General features: G+C 44.1%; 16 protein-coding genes. 6 read left to right on the top strand and 10 right to left on the bottom strand.

Translation table 11 applies throughout. From position 1 onward, the window contains the following. Positions 1-868: 868 nt before the first annotated feature. Positions 869-1,819, top strand: a complete 951-nt coding sequence (locus FFM78_RS00325) for a zinc-binding dehydrogenase (protein WP_137636443.1) — start codon at positions 869-871, stop codon at positions 1,817-1,819. Here FFM78_RS00325 and FFM78_RS00330 read toward each other — a convergent pair. Then, positions 1,803-2,120, bottom strand: coding sequence for a CHY zinc finger protein (locus FFM78_RS00330; protein ID WP_137636444.1), 318 nt, complete (start codon positions 2,118-2,120; stop codon positions 1,803-1,805). The genes FFM78_RS00325 and FFM78_RS00330 overlap by 17 nt on opposite strands. After that, entirely contained in the window at positions 2,117-2,656 is a 540-nt protein-coding gene (locus FFM78_RS00335; RefSeq protein ID WP_137636445.1) for a biotin transporter BioY, read from the bottom strand. Before FFM78_RS00335 ends, FFM78_RS00330 begins: the two co-directional genes overlap by 4 nt. Before the next feature lie 179 nt (positions 2,657-2,835). Between FFM78_RS00335 and FFM78_RS00340 the strand changes: the two genes are divergently transcribed. The 3 genes from FFM78_RS00340 (at position 2,836) to FFM78_RS00350 (ending at position 5,648) form a co-directional block, all read left to right on the top strand. Next, positions 2,836-3,909 carry an LCP family glycopolymer transferase gene (locus FFM78_RS00340; protein ID WP_137636446.1) on the top strand — a complete coding sequence of 358 codons (1,074 nt, stop codon included), beginning with the start codon at positions 2,836-2,838 and terminating at the stop codon, positions 3,907-3,909. Positions 3,910-4,055: 146 nt separating this feature from the next. Beyond that, positions 4,056-4,883 carry a CPBP family intramembrane glutamic endopeptidase gene (locus FFM78_RS00345; RefSeq protein WP_137636447.1) on the top strand — a complete coding sequence of 276 codons (828 nt, stop codon included), beginning with the start codon at positions 4,056-4,058 and terminating at the stop codon, positions 4,881-4,883. 87 nt (positions 4,884-4,970) lie between these two features. After that, positions 4,971-5,648 carry a Crp/Fnr family transcriptional regulator gene (locus FFM78_RS00350; RefSeq protein ID WP_137636448.1) on the top strand — a complete coding sequence of 226 codons (678 nt, stop codon included), beginning with the start codon at positions 4,971-4,973 and terminating at the stop codon, positions 5,646-5,648. Positions 5,649-5,703: 55 nt separating this feature from the next. Here the strand turns inward: FFM78_RS00350 and FFM78_RS00355 are convergent, their stop codons facing one another. From FFM78_RS00355 to FFM78_RS00370, 4 genes are all read right to left on the bottom strand, one after another. After that, positions 5,704-6,084 carry an iron-sulfur cluster biosynthesis family protein gene (locus tag FFM78_RS00355; RefSeq protein WP_137636449.1) on the bottom strand — a complete coding sequence of 127 codons (381 nt, stop codon included), beginning with the start codon at positions 6,082-6,084 and terminating at the stop codon, positions 5,704-5,706. A gap of 123 nt (positions 6,085-6,207) precedes the next feature. Beyond that, positions 6,208-7,053 carry an acetoacetate decarboxylase family protein gene (locus tag FFM78_RS00360; RefSeq protein ID WP_137636450.1) on the bottom strand — a complete coding sequence of 282 codons (846 nt, stop codon included), beginning with the start codon at positions 7,051-7,053 and terminating at the stop codon, positions 6,208-6,210. A gap of 25 nt (positions 7,054-7,078) precedes the next feature. Next, complete coding sequence (locus FFM78_RS00365) at positions 7,079-7,939, bottom strand: SDR family NAD(P)-dependent oxidoreductase (RefSeq protein ID WP_137636451.1); 861 nt, start codon at positions 7,937-7,939, stop codon at positions 7,079-7,081. A 51-nt stretch (positions 7,940-7,990) separates the two neighbouring features. Next, complete coding sequence (locus FFM78_RS00370) at positions 7,991-9,940, bottom strand: NAD(P)/FAD-dependent oxidoreductase (protein ID WP_137636452.1); 1,950 nt, start codon at positions 9,938-9,940, stop codon at positions 7,991-7,993. A gap of 172 nt (positions 9,941-10,112) precedes the next feature. On the opposite strand from FFM78_RS00370, the gene FFM78_RS00375 reads away from it, so the two are divergent. Further along, the gene (locus tag FFM78_RS00375) at positions 10,113-11,615 is read left to right on the top strand and encodes a PucR family transcriptional regulator (protein WP_137636453.1); all 1,503 of its coding nucleotides are present in this window, start codon (positions 10,113-10,115) and stop codon (positions 11,613-11,615) included. On the opposite strand, the gene FFM78_RS00380 is transcribed toward FFM78_RS00375, so the two are convergent. From FFM78_RS00380 to FFM78_RS00390, 3 genes are all read right to left on the bottom strand, one after another. After that, positions 11,612-12,142 carry a dihydrofolate reductase family protein gene (locus FFM78_RS00380; RefSeq protein WP_137636454.1) on the bottom strand — a complete coding sequence of 177 codons (531 nt, stop codon included), beginning with the start codon at positions 12,140-12,142 and terminating at the stop codon, positions 11,612-11,614. The two genes, FFM78_RS00375 and FFM78_RS00380, sit on opposite strands and share 4 nt — an antisense overlap. Positions 12,143-12,216: 74 nt before the next feature. Next, positions 12,217-13,590, bottom strand: coding sequence for an NAD-dependent succinate-semialdehyde dehydrogenase (locus FFM78_RS00385; RefSeq protein ID WP_137636455.1), 1,374 nt, complete (start codon positions 13,588-13,590; stop codon positions 12,217-12,219). A gap of 342 nt (positions 13,591-13,932) precedes the next feature. Next, a complete protein-coding gene (locus tag FFM78_RS00390) occupies positions 13,933-15,303 on the bottom strand; it encodes an NAD-dependent succinate-semialdehyde dehydrogenase (RefSeq protein WP_137636456.1) in 1,371 nt (456 codons plus the stop codon). A 292-nt stretch (positions 15,304-15,595) separates the two neighbouring features. Here FFM78_RS00390 and FFM78_RS00395 point away from each other — a divergent pair, with 292 nt between their 5' ends. Beyond that, positions 15,596-15,976, top strand: coding sequence for a VOC family protein (locus FFM78_RS00395; protein ID WP_137636457.1), 381 nt, complete (start codon positions 15,596-15,598; stop codon positions 15,974-15,976). 172 nt (positions 15,977-16,148) lie between these two features. Here the strand turns inward: FFM78_RS00395 and FFM78_RS00400 are convergent, their stop codons facing one another. After that, the gene (locus FFM78_RS00400; protein WP_137636458.1) at positions 16,149-16,982 is read right to left on the bottom strand and encodes a transporter substrate-binding domain-containing protein; all 834 of its coding nucleotides are present in this window, start codon (positions 16,980-16,982) and stop codon (positions 16,149-16,151) included. Positions 16,983-17,009 lie beyond the last annotated feature (27 nt).

Genomic DNA, 17,009 nt, shown 5'->3' on the forward strand with positions numbered 1-17,009 from the left:
GGAATTTGATACCACCGAGCATAAAAGATAATGGAGTTATACTTTATTTTAGTACCAGTCAAAAAGAATCTGGAAGAATGTGCTTCGAACCAAAAGAAAAGGGTCATTCATTTAAGTTAGATCCAATAAAATCTGCAGAAATGTACAATCTAAATAATTCTGTATTAGAAGGATATACATATCATGGTGATAGAGCATTGAAGTATTTTTTTATTGATCAAGGCTAGCTTAATCTTTTCATAATCTTTTTTTCAATTTTATTGGTTAGTTTCATCACGCATTATTCACACTCTGTCAGTATAGTAATAGACATAGAGATAAGGACCCCACCTTAATCCCTAACCCCAAAATTTAATTTTTCATTACTCCTCCCAAAGTAATGAAAACCCAACTCCTTTTTCCAGCGTACGCCCATACGCTGGTTTTTTTATGGGCTGATAGCGTTTCAGTTAACTTAATCTTTTCATAATCTTTTTTTCAATTTTATTGGTTAGTTTCATCACGTATTATTCACATTCTGCCAGTATAGTAATAGACATAGAGATAAGGACCCCACCTTAATCCCTAACCCCAAAACTTAATTTTTTCATTACCCCTCCAAGTAATGAAAATCCAACTCCTTTTTCCAGCGTACGCCCATACGCTGGTTTTTTTGTGGCGTGGTATACTTTCACCATTGGGGTAGCCGGTTTTTAGCTGGGCCTTGAAAAGGTGCTGGCTAAATTTTCCAGGTGCTTATCAGCAGTAGGGCTAAACCGGTGGCTTTTTAGCCCCCACTTTAAATTAAAAGCTTACTATGAAATGGCAACAAAATACATTTCATAATAAGCTTACGTAATGAATAAAATAATATTGGAGGTACGAGGTGATGCGGGCATTATTTTTTAAGCAGTTCGGTGGTGTGGAACAGTTACAATACGGTGAGTTGCCCCAACCGCAACTTCATGCGGATCAGGTCTTAGTTGCAATGAAAGCTTGTGGGTTAAACTTTGCTGATATTTACCGATTACGGGGCAATTATCATATTGAGCCACACACGCCATACATTAATGGTTACGAAGGGGCTGGTGTTGTGGCTGCAGTCGGTGCGCAGGTGCACGATTATCATGTCGGTCAACGGGTCTTTTTTGCGGATGTTACGTTAGCACAAGCAGAGTATGTGGTTGCTACCCCGGCGCAACTGATTCCGTTACCAGCTACACTTAGTTTTAAATTAGCTGCCAGTATTGCGTTGCAAGGACTGACCGCTGATTTTTTGGTTCATGATCTAGCCTGTGATCAACCTGGTAGTACTGTATTTGTTCACGGGTTGACTGGCGGTGTTGGGCAGATCCTGACACAAATGTTGGTAGCTGATGGGATGCATGTGCTCGGAGTCACTGGTAATGCAGCTAAGCGGCAACTGGCATTAGAGCAGGGTGCACGCCGCGTTTTCTTACGGGATAGTGATTGGTTAGCACAGGCGCAGCAAGAAAAAATCACCACGGTGTATGATGGCGTTGGGACAACCTTGAAGACTAGTTTTAAAATTGTGCGACCACGTGGAAAAGTGATCTTTTTTGGTATGGCCGCCGGTTCGCCGGCGCCAATTGATCCGCTGCAATTGTTAAATCAGTCTAAAAGTCTATTGACTGGGGATCTATGGGATTATTTAAGTAATCGATCAGCGCGCTTGAAACGCAGTCAGCGCTTATTTAGCTACCTACAAACGGGGCAGATCAAGCTAGCGCCAGCGCAAGAGTTTCCACTAAGCGCCGGGCAAGCTGCGTATACGGCGTTGCTGCAAACGCATACCGGTAAAATTATTTTGACGGTATAAAATAAATAGCCTGATGACGGACGCATTGCGGATTAAATGCGTGTCGACAAAAAGGGCAGGTGCCGGTTTGGTATTGGGCATAGGTCAACTGTTGGCGGCAGTTCCCACAACAGACTACTTTTGCGGCGGCCGTGATCGGCATGGGGACAAAGTGATGAGCGCGTAACGCATCATGACATTGGTAGCAAGCAAAATATTGTTGGCAACGTGCGCATTTATTGGCGACAATATCGGTTGGACCATGGTAGTGACGGCAGCGGCCGGCTGCATCTAGATCCAACCCCCAAATCAGCGCGCTCATTTTTCGAGTGCGGCAAATTGTTCAAGTTGCCGCAAACGACGATGTAAAGCGATGGCTACACCGGATTTTAATAAATCGCCAGGCAGGAAAAGCAAACCGCCGATAATTGCTTTGGTTAAGGTGATATGGGTGGTCAAACTTAGCCAAAGCACGCCGGCAAAGTTGATAAAAAGGACGCCGACTAAAATCGTCGCACCAATTTCCCACCCTAATTGATGGCGCCTATGTAGTAAACTGCCCAATAAATACGGCGTGACTAACCAAGCGTAAATATAACCAGCTGTGGGGCCAACGAAAACTGCGGCACCACCGTTGCCACCAGAAAGAACGGGGAAACCGACTAAGGCCATGAGCACAAATAAGCCAACTGCTAAGCTGCCATTTTTGCGGCCTAATAACAGGCTGGCCATGATGATCCCCATATTTTGCAAAACTAACGGCACTGGGATTAAACCGATGGGGATCGGCGGAATATAACCGAGTATAATAATGATGGCTACCATAACAGCAATTTGCGTAATATCACGAGTTTTCATAAAAGCGCTCCTTTTGGTTAACCTTGTTTTTTATTTGGTTAACGTTAGCTATAAATTACCACTTTAGCGATAATTTGCCAAGCAAATTCTTAAATTTCCCCAAAATTGCAGCTATCAACGTTAAAAACAGGTAAACTAATGATGATAATGAACTTTAATAAAGGTAGGTTAGGGGAATAATGGATCAGCAATCACGACGTAATGCTGGGAAGAATAAGCAGCATAAACATTTAGGTTTGAAAATCACTTTGACGATCGTTGCGCTATTAGTTATCGGGATCGGCGCGGTTTTTGGCATGATGTGGCATCAAACCCAATCCACGTTTAATAAGATCTATGACAACGATGGCGGCACACACGCAACTTCAATTAAAAAGAAAAAACCATTTTCAATCTTACTGTTAGGAGCGGATACTGGTGCCGATGGGCGCATTAGTCGCGGTAACTCCGATACGATCATGGTGGTCACGATCAATCCGAATACGCATAAAACTTTGGTTTACAGTATTGCTCGGGATACCATGGCCGAAATGGTTGGTACTAAGTCGCTAAATGTACAGAAGCTAAACGCCGCTTATAATATTGGTGAATCTAAAATGGCTAAGGCCAGCGTTCAAAAGCTATTAAATGTGCCGATCAATTACTACGCTGCCATCAACATGGGTGGTTTGGAAAAAGTGGTCAACGCCGTTGATGGCATCACGATCACAACCACGATCGATGTGACCTTTGATGGAACGACGATCACCAAGGGCAGGCACCATTTAAATGGCAAACAGGCATTGGCCTATTCACGGATGCGGTATCAAGATCCTCGTGGCGATTATGGCCGGCAATTGCGGCAACAACAAGTGATGATGGCCGTTTTGAAAAAATTAGCTACACCAAGCGGGATCACCAAATACAGTGCGTTGATGAAGACCTTAGAACCGTATTTGCGGACTGATATTACTTTGAATGATGCGGTTAAATTGGCCACTGATTATCGGGGTAATTTGGATAATGTTACTTCTAAGCAACTGACCGAAAAATCAGCGACGATCAATGGTAGTTCATATCAGGTACCGTCTACGGAAACCTTACAGTCAGTTTCTGATGAGCTACGGACGCAGTTAGGCTTATCTAAGCAAACGTTAAGCAATCAGAACACGCGTCTGAACAAATTAAATGCCGCTTTCTTCAATGATGATAGTAGTACCAGCTATAACACGGATGGCGCGGTCACACAGTATTACACCAACACAACTTACTAAATAACAATAAGGGCTTAAGCAGGCCCTTATTTTATTGCCTTGTCGGCGGCAATCTGATGATTTGCTAAAAAAATATTGCACAATGACCCATAATTAGCGTAAGCTGTAAAAGGTGATTTTTTTATTTTTGGTCATGGGGGAAGAGCATGCAACACGTTAAAAAGATTACGCAGATCACATTGATCACGCTAGGTTGGTTTATTCTAGCGGAATTATTGGCTCTGCTGATCCAGTACCTATTAATCCAGCATATTCCATTGCTTAATCATGGTTTAGGTGCGGTGGCTTATCAATTATTCAGCACAGGCATTTTAGTGCTGTTACTATATTTTTATTATCGGCACCGCGATCCACAAACGGTGCTGCCGTTTCCACGGAAAAAGTGGCTTTGGCACTATGGTTGGGCCTATCTTGCTGGCCTATTTTTCTTCACGTTAGTTTGGTTAGGGACTTTAGGTCTGAACGCTGCTGCGGTTCATTCCGTTTTACGTCCAGGTATGTGGCTGTGGCTGGTGATTTTGTTTGGCGGCTACGTGATCCAAGGTTTCAGTGAAGAGATTCTGACGCGGGGCTACATGCTAGGTAAATTATTAAAAACCGAACGCGTATTTGTGGCGGTATTAGTCAATTCGCTGTTGTTTGCCGTGCTTCATTTGCTGAACAGTAGCATTAATATATTGGCGTTTATCAACATTATGGCCTTTAGCGTTTTATTAGCGCTGTTACGCCTGCGTTTCAATAATTTGTGGGTGGTCAGTGCCTTTCATAGTGCGTGGAATTTTGCGGAAGGACCGTTATTTGGGGTACCTGTTTCCGGAGGTGTCAGTGACGCCTTGGTATTAAAAACCACTTCGCATTTAGGCTTTGATTTGATCAATGGTGGGGCCTTTGGTTTTGAAGGTGGGTTTGTCATTCTATTGGTTTTGCTGATCGCGATCGGTGGCCTTGTTTGGTGGGAAATTCAGCGGCCGTAATAAAGCTAAGTAATTCTTGATTTAAATCAATTTCTTTACTGTGGTTTTGTCTTATAATGTAGTTAAATTTACATGGAGGCGGAAATCATGGTACATGATGCGGATCACGCAGCACAATGCATAAAATTAGTTCCAATTTTTCAGACCTTATCAGATACCGAACGAGCTGAGATTGCCCCATTAGTGAAGCAGCGCCACTTTGCGGTTGGTGAAAGCTTATTTGCCGCAGGTGATACCGTTGGTTCGCTGATGATCGTCGCTGGTGGTCAAGTTAAGATCACCCAGATCGCGGCTAATGGTAAAGAACAGCTACTGTACTTGCTGAATCCTGGCGATTTCGATGGTGAAGCGGCGTTATTTACAAATAGCACCCGCCAAAACTTTGGCACTGCATTAGCGCCAACTGACGTCTGTATGATCCGCCGCCAAGATTTTCAAAAACAATTACAAACATCACCGCAATTGGCCTTAAACATTCTTAATGCGTTTGGGCAACGGTTGGCCAGTGTGGCTGAACAGTCAACACAAGCGACAACGGCTTCGATCGAAGAACGGTTAGCTAATTACCTACTGGAAACCGCTGGTGATAAAACAGACGATTTTAAATTACCGATGAAGAAAAAAGATATCGCCAGTTATTTAGGAACAACGCCGGAAACCATTAGCCGTAAGTTCCGGGAATTTACGGATAACGGCTTAATTGAAAAATTAGCGGTCAACCGTTTTCGTATTCTCGACGCGGATAGCTTAGCAATGGTGGAATAAGCTTAAAAACAGCGAGTTACTGTATCACTTACACATACAGTAACTCGCTGTTTATTTATTTGGCCGGATTATCCTTAAGGCCATCAGCCGTAGTAAAATCGATCAAACCAAGATTATTGTCGATCAGACCGCCGTCACCAGAAAGGCTTAAGGTATTCAGATTAGGGTTTAAGTGGACCACCATATTTTCGTCTAAACTGTCCATGGAATAACCTTTGACCAGTAAATCACCTAGATTACTGGTGATCGTCTGATCGTAACCAGCAGTTGACATCGTTGCCGCAATAATGTTGATCGAAAATTGAACCTGCATGTGGATCATTGCGTGCTGCGAATACGGGCCAACCCCATCTTCAAAAGTTAACAATAATTTTTTGTCGGCTGCTAAGTGGGGGTTGAGCTTAGCAATCGCGGCATCATCAAAACGAATTTTCATTCGACGCACCTCGCTTATAATAGATACAGGTTCAGTATATGGTCTTTGTGCGCAGTTGACAATTTATTTGGCCACAAAAAGGCTACTGCCAGGGGTGTTATCTGCAGTAGCCTTTTCTAGTGCTTAAATAATAAAAGTAGTAGCGTGTGGATTGACGATACCGCGATCGTAACGGCCAGTGACTAAGTAAGGCATTACTTTATCAGCGTCAGCGTCTTCTAATTTGATCGTGTTGTGCATCACTGAGGAAGCCACATGATACCAGGCAGCTCCTAGCGGTTGAACGACCTTCAATTCACCGTAAGGATCATCTTCAGAAGAGGCAACTTTGATACTTAAGCGACCTGGTTCTAAGCGGTCGGTGATGGCAGATTGTTGCGTGCTGACCAGTTGAGCATCGTGGAAGGTGTTGGTGCCATCTTCGGCTTGATCCATTTGGTATTTATAAAAGAGGCTAGCCTGCTCAACTTGGCTGTTTAGTTTCATTTGACTAAACACTTGCTGGGCCGTTTTCGGATCATTCGGCGTACCTGCAGTCCAAGTGACCTCCAGTAAACGCACGCCATGCCGTTCAACGAAGGCAGTGGCCTGTTGATCATTGCGGCGAATTTCCATACGATCGGCCATTTTCTTGGGAATCCCGGCACCTTCACGGCCGGAAATAATGCCACTTTCGGCACCAGGGCCATGTAACATTAAATTAAATGGATAGGCGCCGACGACTTTATCCCGGTAATTGGCTAACACATAGAGAACGGCTTCTAAATAGGGGCCGCCGAAGCTTGGTTTACCCATTTGGACAATGTAGCCGCAAACCATTGGTGCTACTAATTTTAGTGGTGGCGGTAATAATTTGGCTAAAACTTCGGCCGGGGCAGCGTATGCGAACATGATTCCTTCTTGGTCATCTAGGCGCGGCCGAACTAAGAATTGTTTCATTTCACTAGGATCAATAAGAAAACTACTCATTGTAGTAACCCTCCTTTTGGTAATGCTACATTAAACCATCCATAACTGAAACATCAGGTTTGTCACCGTTGACGATCCGTTTGACCCGATCGCCGATCAAGGTATTGAAAACTGGGTGGGTCAGAATGTAGAATTCATCATCTTCAATTGCTTGGAAAACGGTTAAGGCGATCGAATCGATCGGCATTCCAGTCTCGATCACGTACTTAGCCATTTGTTGCCCCGCCTTAAAGGTTGGGCTTTGATAATAAGGATCATCTGGGGCTTGGTAGCGTTCAGGCCGTCGATCTTCAGTGTGATACAGATCAGTTTGAACAAAGCCAGGACACATAACTGATAAGTTAATGTTAGCGCCGGCCCGCTGTAAGTCGTAAGCCGTAGCTTCAGTTAAACCAACGCTGGCAAACTTACTTGCATGGTAGGCGGGCATTCCGGGGGTGTCGATCAAACCAGCGATCGAAGCAACGTTAACAATGTGGCAAGGTGTTTTTTGTTTGAGCATGATCGGGATCACACGTTGCATCGCGTAAACTTGGCTCATCAAATTAACGTGCATGATCCATTCCCAATCACGGGAAGGTATCTGCCATACCGTGCCGGCAAGGGCAATGCCAGCGTCGTTGATCAGTAAGTCGATTTGACCAAAGCGAGCCATAGCAGCCTTGACCATTTTGTCGACGTCTTCTTCCAAAGAAACATCGGCGACAATACTTTCTACTTGGGCACCGAGGTCCGCCACTTGCTGTACCGAGCGTTTTAAGGCAGGTTCATCAATATCGGCTAAAACTAATTTCATTCCGCGCCGGGCAGCTTCTTGTGCTAGTTCAGCACCAAAGCCATGTGCGGCACCTGTAATTAAGGCAACGCGATTTTTAAAGTCTTTCATTAGTAATACCTCCTAAATACTAAGGTAAAGTTCTACAAGTATGGTTAGTGCTTAATCATTATCAAAAACGTAAGCTTTGGTGTAGCCATCGCGCATTGCTTCAGCGATGCGTCCACCAACCTGCGCATCGCCAATGATCTTAGTTGCTGCAAAGGCGGCGCTAAATGGTGCGCTAATGCTAGTGTTAGGAGTGACCCCTAAGGCTAGGATCACGGTATCAGCAGCAACATCGGCCATGCCATGATTAATCATATCGAGTACTTTAACTCCATGCTCGCCGGCACCGATCAAACGTTTGCCCGTTAAAATCGTTGGCTGATATTTATTTAAACGTTGCATTAAATCAATGAGGATCGTTGGATTGACACCGGTACCAACTTTGGCCAACATTTCAATGATTGTGACGTCATGACCTTCACCAGCTAATTTTTCGGCGGTTTCTAGGCCAGTCATGCTACCACCGATAATAGCTACCTTACCAGTGACTTTAGCTTGACCACTGAGATAAGCTTCGGCGGTGATCACATTTTTACCCCCCATACCAGGTAATTGGGGGATGATCGGTTTAGCACCACTAGCAACGAAAACACCCGCCGGTTGTAAGGCTTGAATTTTTTCAACGGTGGCTTTTTCATTGAGGTGGATCGTAATGTTTTTGTTAGCTTCTACTTGATTAGTCAACTGCTGGTTGAGCAAGGTCAACTTATCTTTTAATGGTGGTTTATCGGCGATATTTAAAGTGCCCCCAAGAACCTTATCTTGTTCAAATAAAGCGACTTTAAAATCACGTTCGGCTAGGGTTCTAGCGGCGGTCATACCACCAGGGCCACCACCAATAACCGCAACAGTACGCTGTTGACCATTACGATTTAAAGCAGCAAATTCACGTTCCCGACCTAACCGTGGATTGACTGCACAAATAATGTGTTTGCCGGCTTGCATTGCCTCGAAGCAGATTAGGCAACCAATACAAGTAGTGATCTGATCGCTTTGACCAGCGGCGGCTTTGCGTGTCCAATCTGGATCACATAAGTTAGCGCGGGCCACACCAATATAATCACAAACGTCTTCATTTAATAGTTGTTCAGCGACTTCTGGTGTTTTGATATTGTTAACTGCGATCACCGGAATACTGACGTTGGCTTTGATTGCTTTTGCCAACCCTTTTTTCCACGCCTGGGCGTATGAGCCAGGTTCAATGATCGTTGGTGCGCTTTCATAGATCCCACTGGAAACGTTGATCGCGTCGATACCATAGCTTTCTAAAGTACGCGCAATTTTAACGCTGTCGGCGATTTTCAAGCCACCGGCCACAAATTCATCTGCACTGATCCGAACACTAATAGGGAAGTCAGCGCCACACATGTATTTGATCCCAGCAATTATTTCTTGGAGGAAGCGTAGTCGATTGTGGAAGCTGCCACCGTAACGGTCGGTCCGTTGATTGGAATAAGGCGACAGAAACTCATTGATCAAATAACCATGGGCGGCGTGAATTTCGACGCCATCGATCCCAGCAGTTTTGGCGATCACGGCACCTTTGATAAAGGCTTTGACCAACGCTTGTACTTCTTCCGTTGACAAAGCGCGTGGAACTTCCTTGACCGTTTTATCCGCAATGGCGGACGGACCAACGATCTGCGTGCCATTTAGTAATTGCGAGGTTGTTTCGCGACCGGGATGATGTAACTGAACAAAAATTTTAGTGTCGTATTTATGAACGGCATCGGCCAGGCGTTGCAGTTGGGGGATCTGCTTAGGATCAGTGACGGCTAATTGTTTAAATGTAGCGACCCCAGTTTTATCGTCGATACGGGTGACTTCAGTAATGATCAAACCAACACCGCCTCGGGCACGCTCAGCGTAATAACGAATGATGTCATCACTGGCTTCACCATTGGTACGTGCTAATGAAACGCCCATTGCCGGCATTACCACGTGATTTTTCAACGGTAATTTACCGATTTGTCCAGGTTGGAAGAGTTTCGGAAATGCAGTCATCAAGAAAACCTCCTTATTTTGTGAAAAAATCAACTTGATTACGTTATAATATCTGAATACGTCTTCACAATAGCACAGCTTATTGTTATGCTTAAGGTACAGTTAGTCTAGTTTTTAGGAGCGAAACTGTGCAAACTGCCTAGGCTGTTAGGGCGACAAGGAGTATCCAAATATGAAATATAGCGAATTATTACACAAACTAGCGCAAAAATTTATTTTAACCGCAATTCAAATTCGGCAAGACGATGATATCAACGCAATTCAAATTGGTATAGGCAAGCAACCGCATACACTATATATTGAACAAGCAGCTACCGGGCCGTTAAAATTATTAAATTACATCACGCAGCAAACTAATGAAGCAGTGGTCCGTTGTCCTTGTGCGGCACAATCGGAAGTGAGTTTAAGTAATCAGGCGCTGATCGCCTTGTTTAATTATGCCAACGAACTATTGGCGGTTGAACGGCAACAAGAAGTGCAATTTGAACATATTTTACAGCGCAGTTTGGGCCATGATTACCAGGACGTGATCGATTATGCGGCGCAACAGCTTAATAATACTTTAATGATCATTGACGATAATTATCGTGTGTTAGCCTATTCCCACACTTTTCCATTTCCTGATCCATTATGGCAGCAGAATATTGATCAAGGTTATTCACGGATCGACTTTATTCGGGGCATTCAAAAAATGTTGGCGCAAACCACAACCTCAGCACAGGCAAGCTATCGGTTTCCTTGTCCTGCATCGCAGTATCAGCGCTTAGTGGCGCGGCTGTATTTTCAACATGATCTAGTAGGCTTCATCGTCATGTTTGATGATCAACAGCCTTTTTCTGCCGCGCAACGGCAATTACTACCACGAGTGGGGCAGGTTTTAAGTAACTTGTTAGGTCATGCCGCAGCGTTTAAAGATTATCAGGTGTCGGTAAAGGCACAATTACTTAATGATCTACTGGAAGGGATCAACGTTAATGCCGTTAAAGTGAATACACAAGTGATCGGCTATACGGTTCCCCGGAGCATGTGTTTAGTGGTGCTCAGTGCTAAAACTGAATTGACGCAACTGTGTCAAAAAGTACGGACAGCGTTTCCGGAGGCATTGGTCGTGGTTTATCAAGAACGGGTAGTGGCGTTGTTGCCCGGCGCTTTGACGGCATTAAAAAAGATCACTTGGGCTAAGCTGCAACAACAATTACAGTGCCAAATGATCATTTCAAATTGTTATAATGATTTTTTTGCAACGAAGGCACAATACGTGATTGCGCGGCATGCCGAAAAGTTAAGTTTACAGCTGCAGGACCACGCACAAGTACTTTTCTGTCGTGATTATTATTTTGCTATTATGTTGGATCGCATCAAGCAACGCGATGTATTGACGGCCTTCATCGATCCCGGGGTGCAACAATTGCGAGAATATGACTTAGCGAATCAAACCGAGTTGGTAGCAACACTGGCACAGTATATCAGCTGTGGTGGCAAGCAAACGATGACGGCAGAGCGCCTATTTATCCACCGCAATACCTTGCTGAATCGACTACACAAAATCGGTTATTTAACCGGCTTAGACCTTAAGGATAGTCAAATGTGGTTCCAATTAGAATGTAGCCTACAAATGCAGAATCTATTGACTAGCTTTAGTGGCGGAAGCAAGCAAAAAAGCCTAGTGCACTAGGCTTTTTTACGTTCATAAGTGACCATGACGCCGGGGCCGAAAACCGTGGTTGATTTCAGTTGCAATAGTAATGGCACCTTAAGTTGGCTAAAAAGGGGAACGCCCTGGCCTAAAATAACCGGCGCCGTAAACAGTTGGTATTCGTCGATCAAGTCGGCGGCGATCAGTGGCTGAATCACGGCACTTCCACCAAAGATCCAGATCGCTTGACCAGTTTGTTGGCGTAAATGGCGGACTAACTCAACAACATCGCCGCTAATAAAATGGCGTTTAGGTACAGGAGTCATTTTTTGATGCGTTAGCACATAAATTTCTTTTTCTGCGTAAGGGAATTCAGCACTGATGGTCAGTGCAGTGTGGTAGGAAGTAGCCCCCATGATGATCGTATCAATGCCGGCCATGAATTGCTCAAAGCCCCAATCAAGATCAAAGCCGACGGTTTGGTCGATCCAATCAACACTACCGTTATTATCCGCAATATAGCCGTCGATGGTGGTGGCCAGTTGAAGAATCACTTTTTTAGTCATTTGCTTCCCCCTTATGTTGAAAGTGCTGGAAAATGAAAAGCGATCTGCCACCGAGGTAGATCGCTTCGTATTGCTTATTTTTCCGTTGCGTTGATAACTAAGTGTTCGTTAACAAACGTCGTCAAACCTAAGTCGCTTAATTCCCGACCGTAGCCGGAATTTTTGACCCCGCCAAATGGTAATTCTGGCAAGGATAACCAACTAGAATTAACGAAGGACATGCCAGTTTCGATTTGTTCCGCCACCTGTGCAGCGTGTTCAGGATCTTTCGAGAAGACCGAACCGCCTAATCCGTAGCTAGAATCATTGGCCAAAGCGATCGCTTCTTCTTCCGTTTCGACTTTATAAACCGCCGCTACTGGGCCGAACATTTCTTCATTAAAAATCGGGTTATCTTTGGAAATATCAGTTAAGATCGTTGGTGGGAAGAATTGGCCGGGTAGATCGACTGGCTGATTGCCGTAATAAACTTTAGCACCGGCCGCAACTGCTTTGTTGACTTGACCAACTAATTTTTCTTTAGCACTCTTCGAAGAGAGCGGGGCTAAAGTAGTATCCGCTTTTAGCGGATCGCCAGGTTTAGCTGCCGCAAAGCCGGCCTTCAAGTTTTCCAAAAATTCATCGTAGCGATCGGCTAGTACAATGAACCGCTTGGAGGACGTGCAAACTTGCCCAGCATTATACAGTCTTGCCTGTGGTGAGACTTCTTTGACTAAATCAAAATCAGCGTCATCTAAAATAATAAAGGCATCGTTGCCGCCAAGTTCCATCGATGATTTTTTCAAATATTTACCAGCAGTTTCCGCCACGGAACTGCCACCACGTTCAGAGCCCGTTAAGGCAACCCCCGTTACACGGGAGTCAGCGATGGCCTGCGCTACTTGTGCGTAGTTGACAAATAGGTTTTTAAAGCTACCTACTGGTGCGCCTGCTTTTTGAACTAAGCGATCAAAAGCATCTGCTGAACCAGGTGTATTAGAAGCATGTTTAAGAATCATAGGATTACCGACCATAAAGTTAGGTGCGAAGACCCGAACGATCTGGTAAAGTGGAAAATTCCAAGGTTCAACCGCGAAAATAACGCCGGTTGCTTGTTTAGCATAATAAGCTTTGCCAGCCGCGGTTTTTAGGGGAACTGGTTTAAGCAGTTCCGCCGCATTATCGGCATAATAGTCGACGATATTGGCACATAAGTCAACTTCGCCTTCAGCTTCACTGAGCAATTTGCCCATTTCTTGGGTCATGATCGTTGATAGTTCTTGTTTTTCCGCCCGTAACAAGTCAGCAACTTTCTTCAAGTAAGGTGCCCGCGACGCTACCGAATCGTTGCGCCATTGATGATATAATTTATCGCCAGCAGCCAGCGCTTGTTCGAGTTCTGCGTCAGTTGCGTTAGGGTATGTCTTAAGTACTTCATTGGTATAAGGATTAATTGATTGATATGCCATTGTGTAACCTCCCTTTCATGTAGTTTCGATTATAGCGGTTACAGAAAACGGATTCAAGCATTTTGATCAATTTATTTTTAATGGTATAGTGTTCTAATTCACATATAAACGCTAACTAATTAAAGCTATTTTTAAAAGCTGGGCTAAATTGGTCTATTGCTGCGAATGGTATTTTTTATCATCAATAACCGTCTTGTGAGTCGCTAATCATGCTAACTAAAAAAAACGCGACTTAAATGGGTAAGCCGCGTTTTTTCAGTTAATTTTTAATAGGGTAGCGCTGAAGTAATCGAAAAAACACTTGAAAATGGTCTAGCCCTGCTAATAAAGTTCCGCAGCAGGCTATTTGATTGTGGAATTAATAACTAAATGTTCGTTAACGAAAGTGAAAAGCCCTAAATGACTTAATTCACGACCGTAGCCGGAGTTCTTGATCCCACCAAATGGTAATTCCGGTAAGCTCATCCAACCGGAGTTAATGAACGACATCCCAGTTTCAATTTTTTCGGAAACTTGGTTGGCGTGTTCAGGATTACTAGAGAAAACAGAACCACCTAAGCCATAGCTGGAATCGCTGGCAATGGCAATGGCTTCTTCTTCCGTTTCGGCTTTATAGACAACCGCAACGGGGCCAAACATTTCCTCATTGTACAATGGATTGTCCTTGGCGATGTCAGTTAAAATCGTCGGTGGGAAGAATTGGCCAGGTAAGTCAACTGGATGTTCATAATAGACCTTGGCACCAGCGGCAATACCTTTTTTAACCTGTTGTTCCAAGTCTTCTTTGGCGGATTTCATGCACATTGGTGCAAAAGTGGTGTTTTTATCCAACGGATCACCGGGTTTAACCGCAGCGAAGCCTGCCTTCAAAGCTTTCAGGAAGTCATCGTAAAGATCAGCCATAACGATGAAGCGTTTGGACGACGTGCAGACTTGGCCGGCATTATAAAGCCGGGCGTTAGTCGCAACTTGCTTAACAAGATCGAAATCAGCGTCATCTAAAACCACGAAGGCATCGTTGCCGCCAAGTTCCATTGAAGATTTCTTCAAATATTTACCAGCAACAGAAGCAACCGAACTACCACCACGCTCGGAACCGGTTAAGGCGACACCAGCGACACGGGGATCGGCAATGGCTTTATCAACTTGGTCGTAAGTAACGAATAAGTTTTTAAAACTACCTTTTGGTGCACCGGATTTTTGGACGATTTTATCAAATTCATCCGCAGAACCAGGGACGTTTGAGGCGTGTTTGAGGATCATTGGGTTCCCCACCATAAAGTTAGGCGCAAACACCCGAACGACTTGATACAGTGGGAAGTTCCATGGTTCAACTGAGAAAATGATCCCAGTCGCTTGCTTAGCATAGTAGGCTTTACCAGCATCAGTCTTCAAAGGTGTTGGTTTTAAAAGTTCAGCGGCATTATCGGCGTACCAATCAACAATATTGGCACAAAGTTCAACTTCGCCGACCGCTTCAGTCAATAATTTACCCATTTCTTTGGTCATAATGGTTGCAAATTCAACCTTTTCTGCTCGTAATAACTCTGCTATTTTCTTCAGATAAGGTGCCCGTGATGCAACGGACTCATTGCGCCATTGATGATACAGTTTATCGCCATTAGCCAATGCCTCTTCTAGATCGGCATCAGTTGCGTTGGGATAGGTTTTTAACAACTCATTAGTATAAGGATTAATTGATTGATAGGCCATTAGATGCAATCCTTCCTTTCGTATACTTTAAAGTAGACCGCTTCAAGAAAATGGATGTGACGTTTGGCAAATTATTGATAACCCAGTGGAACCGCTTCCTTTCTCGACGCCCAAAGCATAGCAGCTTGTGAAAGGAATTTCAAGCCTTTTTGGTAATTATTTTCATAAATTAGTTGGTTTGCTGCACAGCAGTGCTGGTCAATTGATGGTTATTGTAACGGATATCAATTACAATAATAGGCAGATTTTCAAGTTATGCCGACCGGAAAATTAGATTAGGGGGAGTGATCCAATGCAAATTACACATGTGGCGATCTACGTTAATGATTTAGAAAAAATGCGTACTTTCTACGAAGCATATTTTAATGCTCAGGCCAATTCGCGTTACGAAAATCCGCAGACTGGCTTAGCCACTTATTTTCTGAGCTTTGCCGGTAAAACACGCTTAGAGTTGATGCAGCGACCGGATGTTAGTGAACATCCCACCACCTTGGTTCAAGGCTATACACATTTGGCGTTCAGTCTAGGTGATTCGGCGGCAGTGGATGCGCTAACGGCTAAATTAGCGGCTGCAGCTTTTCAAGTCATTAATGGTCCGCGGACTACTGGTGATGGTTATTATGAAAGTGTTGTGCTTGATCCAGAAGGCAACCAAATTGAATTAACGATCTAAAGAAGCAGGGTCACTAAAATTAGTGGTTTTTTCTCAAGACTAGACTCATAGAAGACGTTAGATTTGGGCCACTGCCGGCGCCTTGCCAGGCGGCCTTAGGCAAACAGGTCGAGTTCTTAACGCAAAAAGCACTGATGAAAGTGAATTTTCATCAGTGCTTTTTTATAGGTGATTATTTGATAACGATATCTTTAGCGGTAACGTCAGAGCCAAAGTATGGTTTCAAGTTTTGTTTGTAATTCTTGTCGAAGAAACCGTTGTTGTTCAACTTAGTGATTTCTTTGTTGGTCCACTTCAACAAGCTCTTGTTGCCTTTTTTAACCCCAGGAGCGATGTACTGATTTGGACCTAAGTGCTTGATCCCAACGGTATATTTAGGATTGTTCTTAACCCAAGCGTACAAGTATGAGTTGTCATCGGCTAAGGCTGCCGCGCGACCATTCTTCAAAGCGTTGAACTGTTGTGTCTTTGAATCGTATTTCTGTAAGGTTGCCCCTTTAGAATTTTTGGTGAAGTATTGTTCAGCCGTAGTTCCTTTGTTGACAATCAGATTTTTGCCACTTAATTGGCTGACCTTGGTGATCGGTTTGCTCTTTGGTGAAATAACCCCGATGGAAACCTTCATGTAAGGCTTAGCAAATGAAATAACTTGTTTCCGTTCTGGTGTGACGGTGAAATTAGCTAAGACTAAATCAACTTTATCGGAGTTAAGGGCGTCGACCCGGCTGTCTGCGTTGACTTGAACGTATTTAACTTTAACGCCAAGATCTTTACCGACTTGTTTCGCTAAGGCAATATCATAGCCTTGGCGTTTCCCGTTTTTATCGACCCAGCCATAAGGTGGCAGGTCACCAAAAACGGCGATTTTGATCGTGCCGCGTTTTTTGATCGTGCTGATTTTAGTCGTTTCCGCAGCTTTAGCCGGCTGTGAAAAAGTTGTCGCGAACAAACCAAGTAAGGTAATGACGGCCAAAACGGCAGCCAGTAAGCGTGTATGTTTCTTCATGAAAATTTCCCCCCCAAATTTTAAGTA

The organism is Loigolactobacillus binensis, from assembly GCF_005405165.1.
Classification (GTDB): Bacteria; Bacillota; Bacilli; order Lactobacillales; family Lactobacillaceae; genus Loigolactobacillus; species Loigolactobacillus binensis.

Coding starts and splice junctions, on each gene's coding strand:
- FFM78_RS00325 (WP_137636443.1), top strand. CDS start 869: ATGCGGGCATTATTTTTTAAGCAGTTCGGTGGTGTGGAACAGTTACAA.
- FFM78_RS00330 (WP_137636444.1), bottom strand. CDS start 2,120: ATGAGCGCGCTGATTTGGGGGTTGGATCTAGATGCAGCCGGCCGCTGC.
- FFM78_RS00335 (WP_137636445.1), bottom strand. CDS start 2,656: ATGAAAACTCGTGATATTACGCAAATTGCTGTTATGGTAGCCATCATT.
- FFM78_RS00340 (WP_137636446.1), top strand. CDS start 2,836: ATGGATCAGCAATCACGACGTAATGCTGGGAAGAATAAGCAGCATAAA.
- FFM78_RS00345 (WP_137636447.1), top strand. CDS start 4,056: ATGCAACACGTTAAAAAGATTACGCAGATCACATTGATCACGCTAGGT.
- FFM78_RS00350 (WP_137636448.1), top strand. CDS start 4,971: ATGGTACATGATGCGGATCACGCAGCACAATGCATAAAATTAGTTCCA.
- FFM78_RS00355 (WP_137636449.1), bottom strand. CDS start 6,084: ATGAAAATTCGTTTTGATGATGCCGCGATTGCTAAGCTCAACCCCCAC.
- FFM78_RS00360 (WP_137636450.1), bottom strand. CDS start 7,053: ATGAGTAGTTTTCTTATTGATCCTAGTGAAATGAAACAATTCTTAGTT.
- FFM78_RS00365 (WP_137636451.1), bottom strand. CDS start 7,939: ATGAAAGACTTTAAAAATCGCGTTGCCTTAATTACAGGTGCCGCACAT.
- FFM78_RS00370 (WP_137636452.1), bottom strand. CDS start 9,940: ATGACTGCATTTCCGAAACTCTTCCAACCTGGACAAATCGGTAAATTA.
- FFM78_RS00375 (WP_137636453.1), top strand. CDS start 10,113: ATGAAATATAGCGAATTATTACACAAACTAGCGCAAAAATTTATTTTA.
- FFM78_RS00380 (WP_137636454.1), bottom strand. CDS start 12,142: ATGACTAAAAAAGTGATTCTTCAACTGGCCACCACCATCGACGGCTAT.
- FFM78_RS00385 (WP_137636455.1), bottom strand. CDS start 13,590: ATGGCATATCAATCAATTAATCCTTATACCAATGAAGTACTTAAGACA.
- FFM78_RS00390 (WP_137636456.1), bottom strand. CDS start 15,303: ATGGCCTATCAATCAATTAATCCTTATACTAATGAGTTGTTAAAAACC.
- FFM78_RS00395 (WP_137636457.1), top strand. CDS start 15,596: ATGCAAATTACACATGTGGCGATCTACGTTAATGATTTAGAAAAAATG.
- FFM78_RS00400 (WP_137636458.1), bottom strand. CDS start 16,982: ATGAAGAAACATACACGCTTACTGGCTGCCGTTTTGGCCGTCATTACC.